This window comes from Methylobacterium oryzihabitans (assembly GCF_004004555.2).
GTDB lineage: Bacteria > Pseudomonadota > Alphaproteobacteria > Rhizobiales > Beijerinckiaceae > Methylobacterium > Methylobacterium oryzihabitans.
The window spans coordinates 79,750-96,867 of the sequence record NZ_SACP01000019.1 but is presented as its reverse complement, the minus strand read 5'-3'; the positions used below and the strand labels follow the sequence as shown (position 1 = coordinate 96,867).

The following is a 17,118-nucleotide window of genomic DNA, read 5'->3' as shown; positions in this document are numbered from 1 at the left end:
ATCAAAGACCTAGAGAGCTTCGCGGTTGCCGCGCGATCGTGAAGTGCTCTAGGCGGTTCGTCCGTCGGTGCCAGCGGCCGGGCCTCACGCCCGGCCGTTCCCGCTCAAGACCGGGATGTCTCACCCGCCATGCTCGCCTTCGTCCTCCGCCGCGCGCTGCAATCCATCGGGGTTCTGCTCGCGGTCGGGCTGATCGCCTTCTCGATGTTCCGCTTCGCCGGCGACCCGGTGAACCAGCTCGTCGGCCCCGACACTCCCTACGCCGAGCGGCTCCAGATCCGCGAGAGCCTCGGCCTCGACGACCCGGTCGTTGTGCAGTTCGCCCGCTACGTCGGCAACGCGCTGCGCGGGCAGTTCGGCAACTCGTACCAGTTCCGCCAGCCGGTCTCGTCGCTCATCGCCGAGCGGATGCCCGCGACCCTGGAACTCGCGCTGTGCGCGACCGTGTTCGCCCTGGTCTTCGGCATCCTGATGGGCGTGTACTCGGCCCTGCGCCGCGACGGCGCGCTGGCCAAGCTGTTCCAGGTCGTGTCGCTCGTCGGCGTCAGCCTGCCGACCTTCCTGATCGGCATCCTGCTGATCTTCCTGTTCTCGGTGACGCTGGGCTGGCTGCCCTCCTTCGGGCGCGGCGACACCGTGCGGCTCGGCTGGTGGACCACCGGCTTCCTCACCGCGTCCGGCCTGCGCGCGCTGATCCTGCCCTCGATCACCCTCGGGCTGTTCCAGATGACGCTCATCATGCGGCTGGTGCGGGCCGAGATGCTGGAGGTGCTGCGCACCGACTACATCCGCTTCGCCCGGGCGCGGGGCCTCACCACCCGGTCGATCCATTTCGGCCACGCGCTCAAGAACACGCTGGTGCCGGTCATCACCGTGGCCGGGCTCCAGCTCGGCTCGATCATCGCGTTCTCGATCATCACCGAGACGGTCTTTCAGTGGCCCGGCATGGGCCTGCTGTTCGTCCAGGCGGTGCAGAACGTCGACGTGCCGATCATGGCCGCCTACCTGCTGCTCGTCGCGCTGATCTTCGTCTCGATCAACCTCGTGGTCGACATCCTCTACACCGTCGTCGATCCGCGCCTGCGCGTCGCCGTGCGACGTCCGGCCTGATCGCGGAGCCCTCCATGGCCACCACCGCCCCCACCACCCCCGCGACGCTGCCGGAGGCGGCGCCGCGCCCGGCCTCGCGCCTCGCCCGCTTCCTCGATTCCGACCTCTACGCCAGCTTCCGGCGCTCCAAGCTCGCGATGGCGGCCTTCGTCGCCACCGTGCTGTTCTTCGCGGTCGCGGTGCTGGCGCCGTGGATCTCGCCGCAGAACCCCTACGACCCGGCCCAGCTCGAACTGATGAATGCCAGCCTGCCACCGATCTGGGCGGCGGACGGGCAGGCGCCGTTCTGGCTCGGCACCGACGACCAGGGCCGCGACGTGCTCTCGGCGGTGTTCTACGGCATGCGCCTGTCGCTGTTCATCGGGGTGCTGGGCGTCGTCGTGTCGGGGACGCTGGGCATCGGGCTCGGGCTGATCGCCGGTTATGTCGGCGGCTTCGTCGACACGATCATCATGCGGGTCGCCGACGTGCAGCTCACCTTCCCGGCGATCCTCATCGCCCTCGTGGTCGACGGCGTCGCCAAGGCGGTGGCCGGCGCCCACATGGACGTCGACGCCCAGCTCGCCCTCATCATCGTGGCGATCGGGCTGTCGTTCTGGGTCCAGTACGCCCGCACCGTGCGCGGCTCGGTGATGGTCGAGAAGAACAAGGACTACGTCCAGGCCGGGCGCCTCATCGGCCTGTCGGCGCCGGTGATCCTGACCCGCCACATCCTGCCCAACGTAACCGGCCCGGTCTTCGTCATCGCCACCATCAACCTCGCGCTCGCGATCATCACCGAGGCGACGCTGTCGTTCCTCGGCACCGGCCTGCCCGAGACGATGCCCTCGCTGGGCACCCTGATCCGCACCGGCAACCGCTTCCTGTTCTCGGGCGAGTGGTGGATCGTCGCCTTCCCGGGCCTCGCGCTCGCCGGCCTCGTCCTGGCGATCAACCTGCTCGGCGACTGGCTGCGCGACGCGCTGAACCCGAAGCTCCAGTGACCGTGTCCATGCCCCCTCCCCCCGAGATGATCCCTCCTCCCGCGTCCTCCGCCCCGATCCTCTCGGTCCGCAACCTGCGGGTCGAGTTCGCCACCCGCCGCGGCGTGCTCACCGCCATCGACGACGTGTCGTTCGACATCGCCCGCGGCGAGGTGCTGGGCGTCGTCGGCGAGTCCGGCGCCGGCAAGTCGGTCACCGGCTCGGCGGTGATCGGGCTGATCGACCCGCCCGGCCGCATCGCCGGCGGCGAGATCCGTCTGGGCGGCGAGCGCATCGACGACCTGCCCCCGGAGCGGATGCGGCAGATGCGCGGCCGGCGCATCGGCATGATCTTCCAGGACCCGCTGACCAGCCTCAACCCGCTCTACCGGGTCGGCCGGCAGATCGAGGAGACGATCCGCACCCACACCGACCTCTCGGCCAGGGCGGCGCGCCAGCGGGCGATCGACCTGCTCGCCGAGGTCGGCATCCCGGCGCCGGAGCGGCGCATCGACGGCTACCCGCACGAGTTCTCCGGCGGCATGCGCCAGCGCGTCGTCATCGCGCTGGCGCTCGCCGCCGAGCCCGAACTCATCATCGCCGACGAGCCGACGACCGCCCTCGACGTCTCGGTCCAGGCCCAGATCATCGCGCTGCTCAAGCGGCTCGGGCGCGACCACGGCACCGCCGTGATGCTCATCACCCACGACATGGGCGTCATCGCCGAGGCCGCCGACCGGGTCGCGGTGATGTATGCCGGCCGGGTCGCGGAGATCGGGCCGGTCGACGCGGTGGTGGGCGACCCGCTCCACCCCTACGCCAAGGGCCTGATGGGGGCGATCCCGACGCTCGCCCATTCCGCCGAACGGCTGGCGCAGATCCCCGGATCGATGCCGCGCCTCTCGGCGATCCCGCCCGGCTGCGCCTTCAACCCGCGCTGCCCGAAGGTGTTTTCGCGCTGCACCGTGGAGCGGCCGGAGCCGCTGCCGGTCGGCTCGCACCGGGTCGCCTGCCACCTCTACGACGAGTCCGGACAAGCCGCCGCATGACGCCTCCGTTTCCCCGCCAGGACGACTACGTCCGGGTCCAGAACCTGCGCCGGCTGTTCGACGTGTCGCGGCCCTGGCTCAACCGGATGATCGAGCGCCAGCCGCGCCAGATCCTGCGCGCCGTCGACGGCGTCAGCTTCGAGGTCGCCAAGGGCGAGACCTTCGCGGTCGTCGGCGAATCGGGTTCCGGCAAGTCCACCGTCGCCCGGATGGTGGTCGGCCTGCTGCCGCCCTCCGACGGCGAGGTCGCGATCGCCGGCGTGTCGATGACCGACCCGCGGGCCGCGGCCGCCCGGCGCCAGTTGCGCCGGCGGATCCAGATGATCTTCCAGGACCCCTACGCCTCGATGAACCCGCGCTGGCGGGTCGACCGGATCATCGCCGAGCCGATCCGCGCCTTCGACCTGATCCGCGGCGAGCGCGAGATCCAGGCCCGGGTCGGCGAACTGCTGACGCTGGTCGGCCTGCACCCGGACGACGGCCGCAAGTACCCGCACGCCTTCTCGGGCGGGCAGCGCCAGCGCATCGCCATCGCGCGGGCGCTCGCCTCCAACGCCGAGTTCCTGGTCGCCGACGAGCCAACCTCGGCCCTCGACGTCTCGGTCCAGGCGCAGATCCTCAACCTGATGCGCGACCTTCAGGACCGCTTCGGCCTGACCTACCTGTTCATCAGCCACAACCTCGCCGTGGTCCGCCACATGGCGAGCCGGATCGGCGTGATGTATCTCGGCCGCCTCGTCGAGATCGGCGGCGGGCGCGAGCTGTTCGCGACGCCGAAGCACCCCTACACCCGGATGCTGCTCGACGCGGTGCCGGACATGAGCCACACCGGCCGCCAGCGCATCCCGGTCCAGGGCGAGATCCCCAACCCGATCGACCCGCCCTCCGGCTGCACCTTCCACCCGCGCTGCCCGTTCGCCAACGCGCGCTGCGTCGCCGAGGTGCCGCCGTTCAAGGACGGGGTGGCGTGCCACGCGGTGCACGAGGGGCGTCTGGTGCCGGGGATGCAGGCGGTGGCGTAGGGGGACGACCGTCAGGCGGCGTCCAGGGGCTCGGCGCCGCGGGGCTCGTCTCCGGCGGCGACCCGGAAGCGTCCGCGGCCCTCCCCCTTGGCCGCGTAGAGCGCCGCATCCGCCGCCGAGAACAGCTCCGCCGACGATCGGCGGCCGGCATGGGCGACGCCGATCGAGGCCCCCACTGCGAAGACCCGGCCGCCCCAGGCGATCGGCCGCTGCAGGGCGGCGACGAGGCGCCCGGCCGTCTCCTCGGCGTGGCCGGGCGGGGCCGTGCGCAGCAGGATGGCGAACTCGTCCCCGCCGATCCGCGCCACCGCGTCGCCGTCGCGGCAGACCGTCCGGAGCCGTGTCGCGATCTCGACCAGACAGGCATCGCCGGCGGCATGCCCGAGTGTGTCGTTCACCGGCTTGAAGCCGTCGAGGTCGACCAGCAGCAGGGCGGCGAAGGGCCGGCGCCCCGGCGGGGACTGGTCGAAGTCGGCGCACCGCGCCTGGAATGTCGCCCGGTTGGACAGGCCGGTCAGGGTGTCGAACTCGGCCAGATAGCGGGTCCGGTCGGCGAGGAGCTTCTCCTCGGTGATGTCCTGCTTCATCCCGAAGATGCGCACCGGGGCCTCGTCCTCGGCTTCCACCACCGCGTTGATGCGGATCCAGCGCCGACGACCCAGGGGCGTGACGATCTCGGCATCAAGGCTGAAGCCGCCGCGTTCGGCGATGGCTTGGTTGCGCATCGCGGTCAGCGCGGCCCGCGAGAGCGGGGTGTAGCAGCCGACGATCCGGTTGCGATCGAGGGGGGCGTCGCGGGGCAGGTCGAACATCGCGTAGACCTGATCGGTCCAGGTCAGGGACTCGTCCGGCAGGCTGCACTCCCAGACCCCGATCCGCGCCGCCGCCGAGGCGCGGTCGAAGATCTTGCGGCTATGGGCCAGGGCCCGCCCCTGCTCGTCGAGGGCCGCCCGCAACGCCGTGACCGTGCGCAAGGCACCGGCGAGACAGGCCAGGGCATCGGCGAAGCCGGCGAAACGCCTGCGCTCGGCATCCGACAGGCGGCGCGGGCGGTCGTCCACCAGGGCGAGGACGCCGGATCCGTCCCCGAGGGGCTGCGTCGCGAGGAAACGGCATCCCGGCGGACCGGCCACCGCCGGGTGGTCGCGCCGCTTTGGGCCGGGCGCGGCGCCGAGATCCGCAACGATCCGGACGCGGTCGCCCGCGACGGCCCGGCACAGCGCCGCGACCTCGGGCGATGCGGCCGCGCCGCGCCCGGCCCAAAGCGGCGCGAGCCCTTCCAGGCCGAACAGGAGCACTCCCTGCAAGGCCAATCCGTTCCGGATCTGGTCCAGGAACGCGATCACCGCCTCGGCATCACGGATCGCAGGTTGACGGTCGTCCTTCGCGTCGCGTGATTCGGTGTTGCTCCGCATCGCAGGCGCTTGCCACCTTCGGCCCATCGTGTCGCACGGTGAGGAACGCGGATTAAGATTGGATGACCGGTGCCGTGAGCCCGGCAAAAATTCATCGAGCGAGGTCGCGGACGAGGTTTTGCGCAACGCCGGCTGCGCCGAGACGGCCGCCCGATCCGCGGCCTCCGGTCGTCCAGGTCGAGGGACCGGGCGCCTCGAAACGGAAGCCGGCTCTAAACGACTGATCGCACGGTCGAATGTCCAGGCGCGGGATCCCCCCTCCCGGGTGTGATACGATTTTCGGACGATCAGTTCCGAAAATCGTATCATCAGCCCGCGCGGCGCTTGAGCGAAGCCGAAATCCGCATCTCGAAGCGATCAATCGGATTTCGTATGATACCGACGGTCGTTGAAAACGAGCGTTGGTTCCGTTCTCGAATTGTCGTCAAGCCCAAGATCCCGAACGTCCGGGCTCGGCATCGAAAATTCGAGATGGATCAATGGCCTGTCGATCTCGGGCTTGCCCGAGATCGAAGCTGATGCGTCAGCATCTTGGGCCGTTGGTATGACACGGAATCCCGAATTCATCGTCCGGGAATCGGATCACGCCTGCCGCAGCCGCAAGGCGTTGCCGACCACGAACACGCTCGACAACGCCATCGCGCCCGCCGCCAGGACCGGCGACAGCAGGGGACCGCCGAAGACCCGCAGGATTCCGGCCGCGACCGGGATCAGGGCGGCGTTGTAGGCGAAGGCCCAGAACAGGTTCTGGCGGATGTTGCGCATCACCGCCCGCGACAGGGCGAGCGCGGTGCCGACCCCGGCGGGGTCGCCCGACATCAGCACCACGTCGGCGCTCTCCACCGCCACGTCGGTGCCGGTGCCCAGCGCCAGCCCGACCTCCGCCTCGGCGAGCGCCGGCGCGTCGTTGATGCCGTCGCCGACGAAGGCGACCGTGCCGTGCGCCGCCCGCAGGTCGCGGACCGCCGCGAGCTTGCCCTCCGGCAGCACCTCGGCCCGCACGAGGTCGATGCCGAGGCGGCGGGCGACGCCCTCGGCGGTGCGGCGCGCGTCGCCGGTGACGAGGGCGACGGCGAGGCCGTGCCGACGCAGGCCCGCCACCGCCTCGGCGGCGCCCGGCTTGACCGGATCGGCCACCGCCAGCAGGGCGGCGAGACGGCCGTCGAGGGCGACGTAGACCGGCGAGGCTCCGGCCTCGGCGAGCCGCACGGCTTGCGGGGCGAGATCCGTGGTGGCGATGCCGTGCCGGGCCATCAGGCGCTCGGCCCCGATCAGGACGGCGCGGCCGCCGGCCTGCCCGGCGAGGCCGAAGCCCGGCACCGCCTCGACGGCCGAGACCGCCGGCACGGCGAGCCCGCGGGCCTCTGCCGCGGCGACGACCGCCCGGCCGAGGGGATGCTCGGAGCGCGTCTCCAGGGCGGCGGCGAGGGCGAGCACCGAATCCGGGTCCTGGCCGGGCACCGGGATCAGGTCGGTGAGGGCGGGCCGGCCCTCGGTCAGCGTCCCGGTCTTGTCGAAGGCGACGACCCGGATGCCGTCGAGGGCCTGGAGCGCCGCACCGTTGCGGAACAGTACGCCGCGCTCGGCGGCCCGCCCGGTGCCGACCATGATCGAGGTCGGGGTGGCGAGCCCCATGGCGCAGGGGCAGGCGATGATGAGCACCGCGATGGCGTTGACGATCGCGAGGCCGAGCGACGGACCGGGGGCGAGGACGAGCCAGGCCAGGAAGGTCGCGGCCGACAGCGCCATCACGGCGGGCACGAACCAGCCGGTCACCCGGTCGACCAGCGCCTGGATCGGCAGCTTGGAGCCCTGCGCCGCCTCGACCAGCCGGACGATCTGGGCCAGGACCGTGTCGGAGCCGACCCGCTCGACCGCGACGGTGAGGCCCCCGGTGCCGTTGAGGGTGCCGCCGGTCACCGGGTCGCCGGGGCCCTTGCGCACCGGCACCGGCTCGCCGGTGAGCATGCTCTCGTCGAGGCGCGACTCGCCCTCCTCCACCCGGCCGTCGGCCGGGATGCGCTCGCCCGGCCGCACGCGGACCCGGTCGCCGGGGCGCAGGCTGCCGGTCTCGACCTCGGCCTCGCCGTCGGGCCGGATCACCCGCGCCGTGCGCGGACTCAAGGACACGAGGCGGGCGATGGCGGCGCCGGTGCGCCCCTTGGCTCGCGCCTCCAGGAATCGGCCGAGCAGGATCAGGGTGACGATGAGGACCGACGCCTCGAAATAGACGTGGGCGGTGCCCTCCGGCAGCCAGTGCGGCGCCAGGGTCGCGACCAGCGAGTAGCCGTAGGCCGCGCCGGTGCCGAGCGCTACCAGGGCGTTCATGTCCGGGTGCCCGCGCAGCAGCCCCGGCACGCCGCGGCGGAAGAAGCGCCGGCCCGGCCCGGCGAGGACGAGGGTCGCGAGCACAGCCTGCACGGCCGCGCTCCACGGCCCGAAGCCGCCGTGGCCGGCGACATGTCCGGCCATATCGAGGACGACGACCGGGGCGGCGAGGACGGCCGCGGTCACGAGGTCGTGGCGCAGGGCGTCCGCCTCGGACGACGGCGCCGGCCCGGTCCGGGCGGGCGCGGCGGCGGGCCGGGGCTCGTAGCCGGCATCGCGCACGGCCGCCTCGAGGGCGGTCACCGGGACGAGGCCGGCCGGGTGGCGCACGGTGACCCGCCCGGTGGCGAGGTTGGCGCTCGCCTCGCGCACGCCGGGCACCGCCCGCAGGGCGCGCTCGATCCGCCCGGTGCAGGAGGCGCAGGTCATGCCCTCGACGGCGAGGTCGGTCGCGGTCTCTGGGACGGCGTAGCCGGCCTCCTCGACCGCCTGGACGATCGCGCCGGGATCGTTGTCCGGGGCGAGGTCGAAGCTCGCCCGCCCGGTGGCGAGGTTGACCGCGACCCCGCTCACCCCCGGCAGGGCGCCGAGCACGCGCTCGACCCGGCCGGTGCAGGAGGCGCAGGTCATGCCCTCGACGGGCAGGGTGAGGCGCTGGGCGGACATCGGGACGGCTCCTGGCTCGACAGGATCATATGGGATCCGCCTGCCGGCGCGGCAGCGGCGCACCGGGCACGGCTGCCGCGCGGCGGCAACATGGTTTCGCCGCCGTCCTCGGCGAGAGACGCCGCCATGACGAGAACGAACATCGCGAGGGCCGCGGCCGTCGTCCTGGGGTTGGTGGCGGGGACCGGCCCGGCCCTGGCGCATCCGCATGTCTGGGTGCGGACGAGGGCCGAGATCGTGCTCGACGGCGGCCGCCTCGCCGCCCTGCGGCAGAGCTGGACCTTCGACCCCGACTATTCCGCCTTCGCGGTCATCAACCTCGATTCGAAGCGCGACGGCGTGCCCGATCCCGACAGGCTCGCGGCGATGGCGCGGGAGCGGATCGAAGCGATGGCCGAGACGGCGTTCTTCACCGCGGTCAAGCTCAACGGCCGCCCGGTCGCCTTCGGCCCGGCGAGCGAGCCTCGGGCCGAGTACCGCGACGGCCGCCTGACCCTGCACTTCACCCTGACGCCGCAGGCCCCGACCGCGGCGGTGCGGGCCCTGGTCCTCGGCAACGACGACCCGGATTTCTATGTCTCGTTCGCGATGGCCCCGGGCCCCGAGGCCGTCCGCCTCGCCGGCGCCCCGGCCTGCGTGCTGAAGGTCAGCCGGCCGGCGAAGGACGCCCAGGAGGGCGAGCAGCTGATTCCCGACGAGGTGGCGACGAGCCGGCCCGGCGCCGCCAGCGCCACCGCCGCCGACTATGCCGGCCGGGTCCTCGTCGCCTGCCCGTGAGGGCCGGGCCTTCCCTCTCACGGAGATTCCGCCGATGACGACCCGTCCGACCGCCCGCCGGCTCAGGCTTCTGGCGCTGCCCGCCCTCGTCCTCGTCACCCTGGCCGGGGCCCGGGCGGCGGACGATCCGGCTCCGCCGCGCTTCGAGCCGGCGACCACCCGCACCCTGCGCGAGTTCGGCGCCACCGGCCGGCCGGATGCCGACGACACCGCGGCGCTGGCGCGCGCCTTCGCGGTGTCCGACCAGTCCTGCCTCGACGGCGAGGGACAGTCCTACCGCGTCGACGGCATGCTGCGCATCGAGAAGAGCGTCTGCCTGAGGAACGCGACCCTGGTCCAGATCGCCGAGCCGTTCGATACGTCCCGCGCCATCACGCAGACCTGCCCGGCGATCGAGGATGCGGCCGCGGTGGTGGATTGCGGCGACCCGGCGGTGCCGCAGGCCGAACTGGCGGCGCTCGGCCGCAGCCTGTCGATCCGCACCCTGCTGGTGCGACCGGCCGCGCCGGACAGGCAGATCCGGATCAACTTCGTCAACGTGACGGTGGATCGCGGCCGGCACCCCGACATCGGCTCGCGCAGCGATTCGGCCGGGATCTGGCTGCAACAGGCCGAGCGGATCGACCTCGACCGGGTCGAGATCACCGGCTACGGGCGCGGCTACGGCCTGATGATCGTCGACTCGCGCAACGTCACGATCACCGACATCCACCTCCACGACATGATCTGGGCGCCCTACCGGGGCGACGCGCCGCTCACCCGCGAGCGTGCGAAGCAGTTCGGGTGGAATTCGATCCCGGTCCGCGAGTTCCGGTACGCCAACGGCACGACCATCAAGGAGAGCAAGTTCTACGGCGTCCGCGTCCAGGAGGGCGTGACCTGCGGCTTTGTCACCCGGTCGACGAAAGTCGTCGTCACCAACGCCCGGGTGTCGCGCTGCGGCGCGTTCTTCGACACCGGCTTCCTGCCCTGGCAGGCCGACGGGTTCGACATCGGCTCGTCGAGCGAGAACGTCACCTTCAACCGCCCGCGGATCGATCAGGTCTGGGAAGGCATCGACGTGGTGGCCGGCGGGACCGGCATCCGCAACCTCGCCATCAACGACGCGGTGATCTCCGACGTCTTCGCCTTCGGGATCAAGCTCGGCTACAGCCTCAGCGACGTGCGGGTCGAGCGGCCCACCGTCACCCGCGCCGCCTATGACGGGATCATCGTGTACGGCCCGGTGCGAAACGCGGTGATCCGCGACGCGGTGCTCTCCGAGATGGGCTACTTCGACCTCGACCGGGCGCCGATGCAGCCGTGGGAGGGCACCTCGGTCGGCGGGATCCGCCTCAGCAAGGGGACCTCCGGCCAATCGCCCGAGATCGTGTTCCCCGACGGCGTGACGATCGAGCGGGCCCGCGTCGCCAACCGGGTCCGCCCGGGCGCTTACTTCTACGGCTTCATCAATTCCGGCGCCGCCAACGCCCGCCTGATCGACGCGACCGCCACCGGCTACCGGACGGCCGTGTCGACCGGGTTCAAGTGACGCGCTCGCCGCGCGGCCGGGCGTCCGGCCCGGGCGAGGCGTCGTAGGCGGGGATCAGCGCCCGGAACGCCGCCCCCCGGCCGGGCTCGCTCTCGATGGCGAGGCGCCCGCGGTGGCGGTTGAGGATGTGCTTGACGATGGCGAGGCCGAGCCCGGTGCCGCCCTGCTGGCGGCTCGACGTGACGTCGACCCGGTAGAACCGCTCGGTGAGGCGCGGCAGGTGCTCGGGGGCGATGCCGGGACCGGAATCGCGGACCTCGACGGCGATCTGGGCCGGCCGCCCCTCCCCGGCCGGCTCGCGCCGGACGCCGACCTCGACCCGGCCGCCGTCGCCGCCGTACTTCACCGCGTTCTCGATCAGGTTCTCGGCGACCCGCAGGATCTCGTCGCGGTCGCCGAGCACCGCGTGCGGCCCGGCCCCGTCGGCCTCGAACGCGATCGCGACGCCGCGCTCCAGCGCCAGCGGGCCGAGCGTGTCGACCATCTGGCGCACCAGCGGCGCCACGTCGACGGCCGCGGTCGGCGGGACGTGGGCGCGCAGCTCGATGCGCGACAGCGATAGCAGGTCGTCGATCAGCCGCGTCATCCGCATCGCCTGACTGCGCATGATGCCGAGGAACCGCTCGCGCGCCGCCGCATCGTTGCGGGCCGGGCCGAGCAGGGTGTCGATGAAGCCGATCAGGGTCGCGAGCGGGGTGCGCAGCTCGTGGCTGGCATTGGCGACGAAGTCGACCCGCATCGTCTCGAGCCGCCGCGCCGAGGTCAGGTCGCGCAGGAACAGCACGACGTTGGGCGGCGCGCGCCCGTCGGCGCCCGGGATCTTGAGCGCGCCGATCTGCACCTCGAAGCTGCGCTCGGTCGGCACCCGGGGCGCGTAGGCGGTCTTCAGCGGCTCGCCGGTGCGCAGGACCGCCTCGATCCCGGCGAGCACGTCGGGATCGCGCAGGGCGAAGGAGAGCGGGTGGCGCGGGCGCAGGGTCGGCAGCAGGGCCCGGGCGGCGGCGTTGGCCTCGATCACCAGGGCGCGGCGGTCGATCAGGATGACCGGATCGGGGATGTTGGCGAGCAGCGCCTCGGCGATGCCCGAGCGCGCCTCGGCGGCGCTCTCGGCCGGCGGTGAGGCGGGCGCCCGGCGCGGCGCGCCGAGGAGGCCGCCGGCGACCACCGCGGCGGCGCAGGACAGCGCGAGGACGAGGTCGTAGCCGCCGTGCCAGCCGGCGAGGGCGAACAGGACCAGCCCGGCGATCGCGGCGCCCCGCCACGCCGTCCAGCGGGCACGGGCCTGCGGGTCGGGCCGGGGGGCGAGGGGCAGCGGCGGCACGGGGCGGGGCTCAGGCGGATCCGGTCTCGGCGTCGTCGTCGGAGGCCTCGCGCGGGGTGAGGCGGACCCGCTTGGCGATCTCGTAGGCGCCGAGGGCGGCGAGCGCGACCACGAACGGCACGAGGTAGTAGCAGACCCGGAACAGCAGCAGGGCGCCGAGGATCGATTCCCGCGGCATCGACGACAGCGCGAGCAGGATCGTCGCCTCGAACACCCCGAGGCCGCCGGGGGCGTGGCTGGCGATGCCGAGCATCGCGGCGAGCACGTAGATCGCCAGGAAGCTCTCGAAGTTCAGGTTGTGGCCGGCCGGCAGCAGCACGTAGAGCACGCCGGCCGCCGCGCAGACGTCGCCGGCCCCGACCAGCATCTGGCTCAGCGACAGGCTGAGGCCCGGCAGTTCGAGCCGCCAGCCCTTGACCCGCACCGAGCGGCGCTTGAGCGTCACCCAGACGAGGTAGCCGAGCACCGCCGCGATGACCGCGACGCCGAGCGCCTGGTTGAGGACGATGCTGGTATAGGTCAGGCCCGCCAGGGATTCGGCGTCGCGGATCAGGCTGATGCCGAGCACCGCCCCCATGCCGAGCCAGAAGGTGAAGCCGGCGACGATGGTCAGCGCCGCGATCCGCCCGGGGCTGAGCCCCTTGTTGGAGTAGATCCAGTAGCGGATCGTCCCGGCGGTGAGCAGCGGGAAGCCGAGGTTGAAGCTCACCGCGTAGCTGGTGAACGAGGCGAGCGCCGTGGTCCGGTACGGCACCCTGATCCTGAGCTGGCGCAGCGCGAGGGCGTCGTAGCAGGTCAGGAACAGGTAGCTCACCGCCACCAGCACGATGGCAAGGCCGATCCGCTTGGGCGAGGTCGCCGTGAAGGCGTCGGTCAGCTCCGCCCAAGTGACGGTGGAGACGAGCTTCCACAGCACCGCGAGCGAGACCCCGAACAGCACGAGGCTCGCCGCGGTGCCGATCCAGGCGTAGCGCCAGCGCCGCTGCGCCGGCCGGGGCGCGGAGGGCGGCGAGCCGGGATCCTGCCCGGCCGGGTCGGTGTCCCGGGGCGCCGCCGCCGGGGTGGCATCCCCGAGGCGCGTATCCTGTCTGGCAAAGTTCATGTCGCCGGCGTTCGACTCCGCTGGCCGCCGGGGGCGGCCGGCGGCACTCGGGCGAGCCCCGCCGTGACCGCCATTTAGGCGCTTGCCGCCGGGAAGGCCAGCCGGACCAGAGGACAGGCATGGCAATCGGGTGAAACCCGATTGTCGATCCGGCGGGCGCGAAGAGCGCCCCGCGCAGCGGGTCCGGGAGGACGACTGTCCTCGCGGACGCAGAGCGGAGCGAAGCCAAGGCCGCGGAGGCGGCCGCCGGCGCCTGAGGCCAAGCAACAAACCCAGGCCAATCGGGTGAACCCGTCTGGCCTGAGGACAGGCGGTTCAGGACGCCCGCAGGACGGCCGCCGCCTCGGCCAGCCCGGCGGCGATGCGCTCGGCCACCGCCGGGCTGGTGCAGACGTAGGTCGGGCTCGGATGCGGCACGTCGATCACCGGCAGGCCCGGCCGCGCCGCCGCGAGATCGGGCCGCAAGCCCCCGGCGACCCGGCCCGACAGCACCGCCACGGCGAGGCGCGGCATCAGGTCGAGGAGCGGCCCGAGATAGGGCCGGGCGGCGCGGATCTCGCCCGCCCGCGGCGCCCGGTTGCGGGCGCCGGGCGCGTGGATCACCCACGGCACCGCGTTCCAGATCAGGGTGTCGGCGCGGGCGATGCCGGCCTGCCCGAGGAAGCGGAACAGGTTGGCGGCCGTCCCGGTCGGGTTGTCGCGCGACACGAAATCGGTGCGGCCGGTGGCGGGACCGGGCGTTTCGAGGAGCAGGAGCAGCCGCGCCCCGACGCCGCCGTCGAGGGGGTCGGCCTCCGGCACCGGGGCGCCCTGCTCGGCCCGGATCCTGTCGGAGAGCCGGCGCAGCGGCGCGAGATGGGCGGCGTCGACGAGGGCGTGGCGGGCCGCCACGGCGGCCGGGTCGGCGAGGCTCTTCGCCCGATCGGGCGCAGGCCGGTCGGGACCGGTCATGCGCCCGCGCGCAGGATCGGGAGATCCTCCGGCCGCGCGCCCGACAGGCGGAACGCCTCGCGCCCGTCCTCGGCGGCGAGCCGCACGGCGAGCCCGTCCGGCCCGCCGAACTGGAACCCGATCTGGCTCGCATAGGCGGCGCAGGCGGCGTGCTTGCGGGCGCGCTCGCCGTCGTCGAGCCGGACCGCCAGTTCGGGCAGCGCGGCGAACCCGGCACCGAACGGCTCCTTCGGCCGACGGTCGCGCACCGTGTAGGGAAAATCGCGCCACCACAGCACCGCTCCCAGTGGCGCCTGCCGCAGCACGGTCACGAGCTGGACGTGGTCGACATGGCCGCCGACCGCCTGCGGCGCCAGGACGAGATCCGGCGTCTCCTGGGCGAGCAGGTCGGCGACGATGGCGGCGAGCGGCCCGCGCACGCCGTCGTCGGGCCGCGGGCCGGCGAAAAGCTCGGGCGCCGAGGCGTAGCCGCGGTGGGGCGCCTCGCGCAGCGGCAGGTGCAGCGCCTCGACGGTTCCGAGCGCCGCGGCGGCGTCGCGGTCCTCGGCCCGGCGCAGGGCCATGTAGTCGACCTCGGGACCGAGCCCCTTGTCGAGTTGGCAGGCCAGGGCGAAGCCGGCGGGGTCCGGCACGGTGGCGGTGAACAGGGTCGCCATCACCACCCGCCAGCCGGAGGCGGCGAGCCGGGCGAGGGTGCCGCCGCAGGAGAAGGCGGCGTCGTCGAGATGGGGCGAGAGCGCGAGGGCGGTCGGCACGGCGGGGGAGGGTCTCCTGGGTCCGCCGGGGCGGGGGCGTGGGCTTGCTGCTTGGCCGGCAGCGGAACCAGAAACCTCCCTGCTCTAAGCGCACGGGCGTCAGGGGAAGTACCCAGCGATGGAAACGGCGGGGGTTTTCTCCTCTCCCCGCGGGCGGGGAGAGGACTTCATCGACCTTGTCGTCGATGAAGTGAGCGTAGGCGCAGCCGGAGCGAGGGTGAGGGGGTGTCTCCGGATGAGCCTCGTCCGGCACCTCCCCCTCACCCTCGCCCTACGGGCTTGCCACCGACCCTACAGGGGGTCGGCGGCCCTCTCCCCGCCCGCGGGGAGAGGAGAGGACCGCGCTTCTTCTTTCACCCGAAGGGCAGGGTTCGAATCGCGTCGCTTTTACATCATGTGGCGGCGGTGGTGCCGCATCATGTGCCGGCGGTGCATCATGCGGTCGTGCCGCATCATATGGCGACGGTGCATCATGTGCCGGCGATGCATCATGTGCCGGTGCATCATCCGCTCGCGCCGGGTGTACTGCACCTCGGCCAGCATCCCGGGCGCCGTCTCGGCGACGGCGGGCGCGGGTGAGAACGGCGCCGCCTGGGCCGCCTGCGGGGCGGCGGCGAACAGGCCGCCGACGACGGTCAGGGCGAGAGTCAGGTTCTTCAACACGGCGACACTCCGAGGTTGCGGGCACACACATACCCGTCGAGGTTGAACTCCCGAGGCGCCGCCCCGTTGCACGCCCGAAGGGTCAAGCTTTCGCGAGCAGCCCCGATTCGGAAAGATCCTTCTCCCATCGGCCCGATCGGTGCAGCGATCCGCCGGTCCGGCCTCACAGCAGGTGCGGCTCGGCTCGGAACCGGCAGGCGGGATCGTGCGGCAGGTCGGGGTCGAGGCCCGGGTCGGGGGCGCGATCCCGGACGGCGGCGTAGACCTCCATGATCTGCCGGCCGACCGCCTTCCACGAATAGACCCGGCGGCATTCCTCCAAAGCCGCCGCAGCGAGGCGGGCGCGCAAGGGGCGGTCGGTGACGATCCGGTGCAGCGCCTCGGCCAGCGCCGGCACGTCGCCGGGCTGGACCATGAGGCCGTTCTCGCCGTCGCGCAGGCAGTCGGAGACGCCGACCGAATGGGTCGAGACCACCGCCAGCCCCGCCGCCATCGCCTCCAGGATGGTGTTGGAGAAGCCCTCCGCGTAGGTCGGCGACACGAACACGTCGCCGCCGGCATAGAGCCCCGGCACGGCGTCGTACTCGGCGTAGCCGGTGAAGCGCACCGCGTCGTCGAGGCCGAGTTCCGTGCTCAGCGCCTTCGCCGGATCGACGTCGGGGCCGATGCCCGAGACGATGGCGGCGAACGGCGTGCCGCGCTCGCGCAGCAGCGCCAGGGCGTGCAGGAAGTCGAGCACCCCTTTCCGGCGGTCGACCCGGCCGTGGTAGAACAGGCGCACCGGCTCGGCGGCATCGCCCGGCCGCCAGCCCGCCGGCGGGGTGAACCGGGCGGTGTCGACCGCGCCGGGCACGATGGTGAAGCGGTCGGGATCCGCGCCGAGGCGGTCGCAGACTTCGGCGACGAACGAGCGCCCGCCGATCAGCAGGGCGTTGGCGTGGGCGAGCACCCGCACCATGGCGAGGCGGTGGGTCTCGCAGCACGAGCCGACCCAGTGGCCGTCGCCGCCCTGGATCGAGACGACGTTCGGCACCCCGAGGCGGCGCGAGGCGAGCAGCGTCGCCCAGCCGGTCGGATAGCCGTACTGGGCGTGCAGCACGTCGAAGGGCTTTTTCGCATGCTCGGCCGCGATGGTCTCGACCATGGTGGCGATGTCGCGCTCGAAGTCGCCGCCCTCCTGCTCGCCCCGCTGCTCCAGCCCGATCACCCGCACGCCCGGCACCGCCGGCGGCGGCCCGCCGCCATAGACCCGGGTGCCGAAGGCGTCGCCGCGGTACTGGCTGACCATGGTCACGTCGTGCCCGGCCTCGACCAGCTCGCGCAGGAGGTTCTGCGCGTAGACGCTCATGCCGGAGATCGCCGGGAAGTAGCGCCGGCTGACGAAGCAGATCCTCATTCGTGGTGGCTCCTCGGCCTGCGTCCTGTTTTCAGTCCAGCGCGCGCTTAACCCTCCCCCCTCTGCGGGG

The 17,118-nt window shown here is 72.9% G+C and carries 14 protein-coding genes; 6 read left to right on the top strand and 8 right to left on the bottom strand.

Translation table 11 applies throughout. The features are described from left to right. Nucleotides 1–129 precede the first annotated feature (129 nt). The 4 genes from EOE48_RS18795 to EOE48_RS18780 are packed head-to-tail and all read left to right on the top strand — an operon-like array spanning nucleotide 130 to nucleotide 4,143. The gene (locus EOE48_RS18795; protein ID WP_127731961.1) at nucleotides 130–1,110 is read left to right on the top strand and encodes an ABC transporter permease; all 981 of its coding nucleotides are present in this window, start codon (nucleotides 130–132) and stop codon (nucleotides 1,108–1,110) included. A 14-nt stretch (nucleotides 1,111–1,124) separates the two neighbouring features. Next, nucleotides 1,125–2,093, top strand: a complete 969-nt coding sequence (locus tag EOE48_RS18790; RefSeq protein WP_127731959.1) for an ABC transporter permease — start codon at nucleotides 1,125–1,127, stop codon at nucleotides 2,091–2,093. 8 nt (nucleotides 2,094–2,101) lie between these two features. Continuing rightward, nucleotides 2,102–3,121 (top strand): ABC transporter ATP-binding protein, encoded by a 1,020-nt coding sequence (locus tag EOE48_RS18785; RefSeq protein ID WP_246154589.1) that lies wholly within the window; start codon nucleotides 2,102–2,104, stop codon nucleotides 3,119–3,121. Then, on the top strand, nucleotides 3,118–4,143 hold the full coding sequence (locus EOE48_RS18780; RefSeq protein ID WP_127731957.1) for an ABC transporter ATP-binding protein: 1,026 nt from the start codon (nucleotides 3,118–3,120) through the stop codon (nucleotides 4,141–4,143). The genes EOE48_RS18785 and EOE48_RS18780 overlap by 4 nt, the downstream gene beginning before the upstream one ends. Before the next feature lie 11 nt (nucleotides 4,144–4,154). On the opposite strand, the gene EOE48_RS18775 is transcribed toward EOE48_RS18780, so the two are convergent. Together EOE48_RS18775 and EOE48_RS18770 are read right to left on the bottom strand one after the other, a co-directional pair. Continuing rightward, nucleotides 4,155–5,441, bottom strand: a complete 1,287-nt coding sequence (locus EOE48_RS18775; protein ID WP_246154602.1) for a GGDEF domain-containing protein — start codon at nucleotides 5,439–5,441, stop codon at nucleotides 4,155–4,157. 699 nt (nucleotides 5,442–6,140) lie between these two features. Next, the gene (locus EOE48_RS18770; RefSeq protein WP_127731953.1) at nucleotides 6,141–8,552 is read right to left on the bottom strand and encodes a heavy metal translocating P-type ATPase; all 2,412 of its coding nucleotides are present in this window, start codon (nucleotides 8,550–8,552) and stop codon (nucleotides 6,141–6,143) included. 126 nt (nucleotides 8,553–8,678) lie between these two features. On the opposite strand from EOE48_RS18770, the gene EOE48_RS18765 reads away from it, so the two are divergent. Continuing rightward, nucleotides 8,679–9,329, top strand: a complete 651-nt coding sequence (locus tag EOE48_RS18765) for a DUF1007 family protein (protein ID WP_246154586.1) — start codon at nucleotides 8,679–8,681, stop codon at nucleotides 9,327–9,329. 34 nt (nucleotides 9,330–9,363) lie between these two features. Beyond that, complete coding sequence (locus EOE48_RS18760) at nucleotides 9,364–10,860, top strand: right-handed parallel beta-helix repeat-containing protein (protein ID WP_187371470.1); 1,497 nt, start codon at nucleotides 9,364–9,366, stop codon at nucleotides 10,858–10,860. On the opposite strand, the gene EOE48_RS18755 is transcribed toward EOE48_RS18760, so the two are convergent. From EOE48_RS18755 to EOE48_RS18725, 6 genes are all read right to left on the bottom strand, one after another. Continuing rightward, nucleotides 10,853–12,181 (bottom strand): ATP-binding protein, encoded by a 1,329-nt coding sequence (locus tag EOE48_RS18755; protein WP_425463675.1) that lies wholly within the window; start codon nucleotides 12,179–12,181, stop codon nucleotides 10,853–10,855. The genes EOE48_RS18760 and EOE48_RS18755 overlap by 8 nt on opposite strands. A gap of 10 nt (nucleotides 12,182–12,191) precedes the next feature. Continuing rightward, entirely contained in the window at nucleotides 12,192–13,283 is a 1,092-nt protein-coding gene (locus EOE48_RS18750; RefSeq protein WP_127731947.1) for a lysylphosphatidylglycerol synthase domain-containing protein, read from the bottom strand. A gap of 315 nt (nucleotides 13,284–13,598) precedes the next feature. Beyond that, on the bottom strand, nucleotides 13,599–14,234 hold the full coding sequence (locus tag EOE48_RS18745) for a uracil-DNA glycosylase (RefSeq protein WP_127731945.1): 636 nt from the start codon (nucleotides 14,232–14,234) through the stop codon (nucleotides 13,599–13,601). Next, on the bottom strand, nucleotides 14,231–14,989 hold the full coding sequence (locus EOE48_RS18740) for a PIG-L deacetylase family protein (RefSeq protein ID WP_127731943.1): 759 nt from the start codon (nucleotides 14,987–14,989) through the stop codon (nucleotides 14,231–14,233). Before EOE48_RS18740 ends, EOE48_RS18745 begins: the two co-directional genes overlap by 4 nt. Before the next feature lie 387 nt (nucleotides 14,990–15,376). Beyond that, the gene (locus tag EOE48_RS18730; RefSeq protein WP_127731941.1) at nucleotides 15,377–15,649 is read right to left on the bottom strand and encodes a hypothetical protein; all 273 of its coding nucleotides are present in this window, start codon (nucleotides 15,647–15,649) and stop codon (nucleotides 15,377–15,379) included. 166 nt (nucleotides 15,650–15,815) lie between these two features. Beyond that, nucleotides 15,816–17,048 (bottom strand): glycosyltransferase family 4 protein, encoded by a 1,233-nt coding sequence (locus tag EOE48_RS18725; protein WP_127731939.1) that lies wholly within the window; start codon nucleotides 17,046–17,048, stop codon nucleotides 15,816–15,818. Nucleotides 17,049–17,118 lie beyond the last annotated feature (70 nt).

Bases quoted from the DNA above. Each gene is read 5' to 3' on its own strand.
- EOE48_RS18795 (WP_127731961.1), top strand. From the start codon at position 130: ATGCTCGCCTTCGTCCTCCGCCGCGCGCTGCAATCCATCGGGGTTCTG.
- EOE48_RS18790 (WP_127731959.1), top strand. From the start codon at position 1,125: ATGGCCACCACCGCCCCCACCACCCCCGCGACGCTGCCGGAGGCGGCG.
- EOE48_RS18785 (WP_246154589.1), top strand. From the start codon at position 2,102: ATGCCCCCTCCCCCCGAGATGATCCCTCCTCCCGCGTCCTCCGCCCCG.
- EOE48_RS18780 (WP_127731957.1), top strand. From the start codon at position 3,118: ATGACGCCTCCGTTTCCCCGCCAGGACGACTACGTCCGGGTCCAGAAC.
- EOE48_RS18770 (WP_127731953.1), bottom strand. From the start codon at position 8,552: ATGTCCGCCCAGCGCCTCACCCTGCCCGTCGAGGGCATGACCTGCGCC.
- EOE48_RS18765 (WP_246154586.1), top strand. From the start codon at position 8,679: ATGACGAGAACGAACATCGCGAGGGCCGCGGCCGTCGTCCTGGGGTTG.
- EOE48_RS18760 (WP_187371470.1), top strand. From the start codon at position 9,364: ATGACGACCCGTCCGACCGCCCGCCGGCTCAGGCTTCTGGCGCTGCCC.
- EOE48_RS18750 (WP_127731947.1), bottom strand. From the start codon at position 13,283: ATGAACTTTGCCAGACAGGATACGCGCCTCGGGGATGCCACCCCGGCG.
- EOE48_RS18745 (WP_127731945.1), bottom strand. From the start codon at position 14,234: ATGACCGGTCCCGACCGGCCTGCGCCCGATCGGGCGAAGAGCCTCGCC.
- EOE48_RS18725 (WP_127731939.1), bottom strand. From the start codon at position 17,048: ATGAGGATCTGCTTCGTCAGCCGGCGCTACTTCCCGGCGATCTCCGGC.